4 protein-coding genes are annotated in these 3,545 nt (G+C 58.2%); all 4 read left to right on the top strand.

Going from position 1 to position 3,545, the window contains the following annotated elements:
• Positions 1 to 6 precede the first annotated feature (6 nt).
• From FFR93_RS40170 to trbI, 4 genes are read left to right on the top strand one after another with little or no spacing between them, the layout of a single operon-like run.
• Positions 7 to 669: a conjugal transfer protein TrbF gene (locus FFR93_RS40170; RefSeq protein ID WP_027668115.1), complete on the top strand. Its 663-nt coding sequence runs from the start codon at positions 7 to 9 to the stop codon at positions 667 to 669.
• Positions 670 to 686: 17 nt separating this feature from the next.
• Positions 687 to 1,499 (top strand): P-type conjugative transfer protein TrbG, encoded by an 813-nt coding sequence (gene trbG / locus FFR93_RS40165; RefSeq protein ID WP_138397205.1) that lies wholly within the window; start codon positions 687 to 689, stop codon positions 1,497 to 1,499.
• Positions 1,500 to 1,502: 3 nt separating this feature from the next.
• Positions 1,503 to 1,943: a conjugal transfer protein TrbH gene (trbH, locus tag FFR93_RS40160; protein WP_138397204.1), complete on the top strand. Its 441-nt coding sequence runs from the start codon at positions 1,503 to 1,505 to the stop codon at positions 1,941 to 1,943.
• Positions 1,944 to 1,954: 11 nt separating this feature from the next.
• Positions 1,955 to 3,250: an IncP-type conjugal transfer protein TrbI gene (trbI, locus tag FFR93_RS40155; RefSeq protein WP_138397203.1), complete on the top strand. Its 1,296-nt coding sequence runs from the start codon at positions 1,955 to 1,957 to the stop codon at positions 3,248 to 3,250.
• The last annotated feature ends 295 nt before the right edge of the window (positions 3,251 to 3,545 follow it).

The raw sequence follows: 3,545 nt of genomic DNA, 5'->3' as shown, positions 1-3,545 counted from the left end.
GAATAAATGGCAGCGAACCGCGCCCCGGAAAACCCGTATCTTGCCGCCCGCCAGGAATGGAGCGAACGCTATGGCTCCTATGTGAAGGCCGCAGCCGCATGGCGCATCGTGGGAGTCCTCGGTCTGGTCATGGCCGTCATCGGCTTCAGCTACGCGATGTATTTGAGCACGCAGGTGAGGCTCGTGCCTTACATCGTCGAGGTCGACAAGCTCGGGACGGCAGTCACGGCAGGCTTTCCGGAGCAGATCGAGTATGCCGATGTCCGCGTGGTGCGCGCCACACTCGGTAACTTCGTAACGAGCTTTCGCTCGATCACTCCGGATGCGGTGGTGCAGAAGCAATATATTGACCGCACCTACGCCCTTCTTCGCACGTCCGATCCGTCGACGGAGAAGGTCAACGCCTGGTTCCGAGGCAATTCTCCGTTCGAGAAGGCTAAGTCTTCGACAGTTGCCATCGAGGTCAACAACATCGTGGCGCTTTCGAACCAGACCTATCAGATCGACTGGACGGAATACGAGCGGGATCGCAAGGGCAAGGAGATCGGCACGCGGCGGTTCCGCGGCATCGCAACGGTGACACTCACCGCGCCACAGGATGAGGCGACGATCCGCCTCAATCCGATCGGCCTCTACGTCCGGGATTTCGACTGGACGGCACAGCTTTAAGGGCAGGGATTCTTTCAATGAAAAAAACGAGATTGATTGCAGCCGCCGGCTGCATAGCCGGACTCTTGCTTGCGGCGGGCGCGCAGGCGCAAAGCATGACGAACAACGAGGTGAAGGGAACAAATCTTTCCAGGAAGTGGCGCGGCACACCGGGACTGGTCACGACGGGACCGGACGGAAAGGTGATCTTCCTGTTCGGCGAAACGCAACCTTCCGTCGTCTGCTCGCCTTTACAGGTCTGCGACATCGAGCTTCAAGGTGGCGAGATCGTTCGCGACGTCCTCGTCGGCGACACCGTGCGCTGGAAGGTAGAGCCGGCCACCTCGGGGGCTACAGGCGGACAGGCCATCCATCTCATCGTCAAACCATCGGAGCCAGGCCTTCTCACCTCGATGGTCGTCACCACGTCACGTCGAACCTACCACATCCAGCTCAAATCCCATCCCAGCCAGTACATGGCGCGCGTCGGGTTCGAATATCCGGAAGACGTGTCGACCAAGCTCGCCGACATCAATTCCCGTCTCGAAACCGGAGGCATTCCTGGAACTGCGCCTGATAAACTGAACTTTTCCTATTCAATCAGCGGCGGTGCTTCCTGGAAACCGAAGCGGGTCTATTCGGACGGGGTGAAGACCTACATTCAGTTCCCGAAGTCGATCTCCGGTCAGGATGCACCTGTGCTGTTCGTCGTCTCCGGCGGTCAAAATCGCATCGTCAATTACCGGATGAAGAACGACATGATGACCGTCGATTATGCGATCGACAGGGCGATCCTCGTTTCCGGCGTGGGTTGGCGGCAACAGAAGATCACCATCCGGCGAGGAGGCTGAAGCATGCGCAAGCTTCTGGCATATTTCGTCGTGGCAGCGCTGCTCTCCAGCTGCCAAACGGCCAACGATGCACTCACCACCAGCTCGACCCCTGTGGCCGTCACCGGATCGGCTGCAAGCGCCATCGCCGGCGACATGGCAAGCCGTCTGGCCGTACAGATTGGCACGGCAGGTGCTACGACGACGATCAAAATGGAGACGGACACATCGGAGTTCGCATCCGCCCTCGAGGCGGCTCTGAAGGGGTGGGGCTACAAGGTCGTCACGGACGGCAAAGTCGCCAAAGACGTCAAGCCGGTCGAGCTTGCTTATGCAATCGAGGGCTTCGACGGACAGGTGCTAGTCCAGGTCTCGACGCCTTCCATCGCTCTTGGCCGCGCTTACACGCCGTCGGTGGCCGGTGCGACGCCGGCCAGTCCCCTTTCGATCATGCAGCGCAACTGACGGAGATTAACATGGTCCAGTCGCTCCAGCTCGGCACGTCGAGCCAAGCCGACGATCAGCAGGGCATGCGGCGGCTCAACCGCCTGCCGATCATCGTCGCCATCATTGTCATCGTGCTGTTCGTCGGCGTCGTTGTGATTGGTCTGTCGCTGCGCGGGCTTTCCTTCAGTCGTGGCGACATCGAGAGCGCTTCCAACAGTCCTGCGACCAGTTTCGGCGACCAGCTTAAGCGGGGTGTCACGGATGGCATTATCGGTGACCCAGAAAAGCAGGAGGTGTTTCAACTGACACCCGTCGTCGCGGAGCAAAAGGAGAAGCAAGAACCGGTCGTCGAGCGCCAACCAATTGAGCGACAAGACCGTCAACAAAGGCTCGAATCGGAAGGGGAGTGGAAGGCTCGCCTGAAGCGAGAGCAGGATGAACAATATATGCGCGAGGCCCAGCGCCAACGGATGGCGCGTCTTCAGGCCCGTGCCACGGCGCTCGATTCGCCGCTGAAGGTTGACGTCTCCGATGTTGAGAAGACCGCAAACTCCAGTAACGACACCGGCCGTCAGCCGACAAATGTCGCGGCAAACAGCGCGTCAGACCTTTACGCTGCCGCCATGAAATCCGGCCTGATGGGACAGAACGTCGATCAGAACGGGCAGACGTCCAAGGAGGACTTTTTCAATCAGGACATCAAGGATCTCGGCTACCTGCCAAACCAGGTGGTGCCCCAAATGTCGCCTTATGAGTTGAAGCGCGGTTCGGTCATCCCGGCGACATTGATCACCGGCCTCAGTTCCGATTTGCCAGGCCGCATTACCGCTCAGGTCAGCCAGAATGTCTTCGACAGCGCAACCGGCTACCGCCTCCTTATTCCACAGGGTGCAAAGCTCTTCGGCCGCTATGATTCCAAGGTGTCATTCGGCCAGGAACGCGTTCTTGTCGTCTGGACCGACCTCATTTTTCCGAACGGGTCTACACTGCAGATCGGTGGTATGGCCGGCACGGACGCTGAAGGATATGGGAGCTTCAAGGACAAGGTCGACCGTCACCTTTGGAGGACCTTCGGCTCGGCAGCGCTGGTGGCAATGATCGGGACCGGCATCGACATGTCGATGCCCGAGAGTTCGACGCTCGCGACGCAGGACACGGCCTCGGATGCAGCACGACGGAATTTTGCCGAAAGCTTTGGTCGGGTCGCGGAACAGACGATCTCGAAGAATCTGAATGTTCAGCCGACGGTCCATATTCGTCCAGGCTATAAGTTTAATGTCCTAGTTGATCAGGATATTATTTTCCCTTCGATTTACCGGCGGTGACGGCCTTTGTTAGTCTTTTTGTGGAATTGGCGGCAGCCATCACTGGCGCGAAAAACACATCCACAGATAGCGGACACCGCAGCAATAGTCAGAAAGAGCCTTTCATGGGTTGCAAATTGCGGTGGGCTCGACGATTTTATGTGAGCACCCTTCAACGAAAGTTATTGTTGCAGAGAAAGAAGCATGCAGGAAAATCAATATTCGCTTAGCTATCTCAAGGGCGATGTCACGTTGTTTCATGGACGCCTGAACAAGGCGCTTGTTTGTGACGTCAGGCAGTTGCGCCGGTCACGGC

The sequence above is a fragment of the Rhizobium sp. MHM7A genome (assembly GCF_005862215.1).
Lineage (GTDB): Bacteria > Pseudomonadota > Alphaproteobacteria > Rhizobiales > Rhizobiaceae > Rhizobium > Rhizobium bangladeshense.
This window is presented reverse-complemented; position numbering and strand designations above follow the sequence as displayed.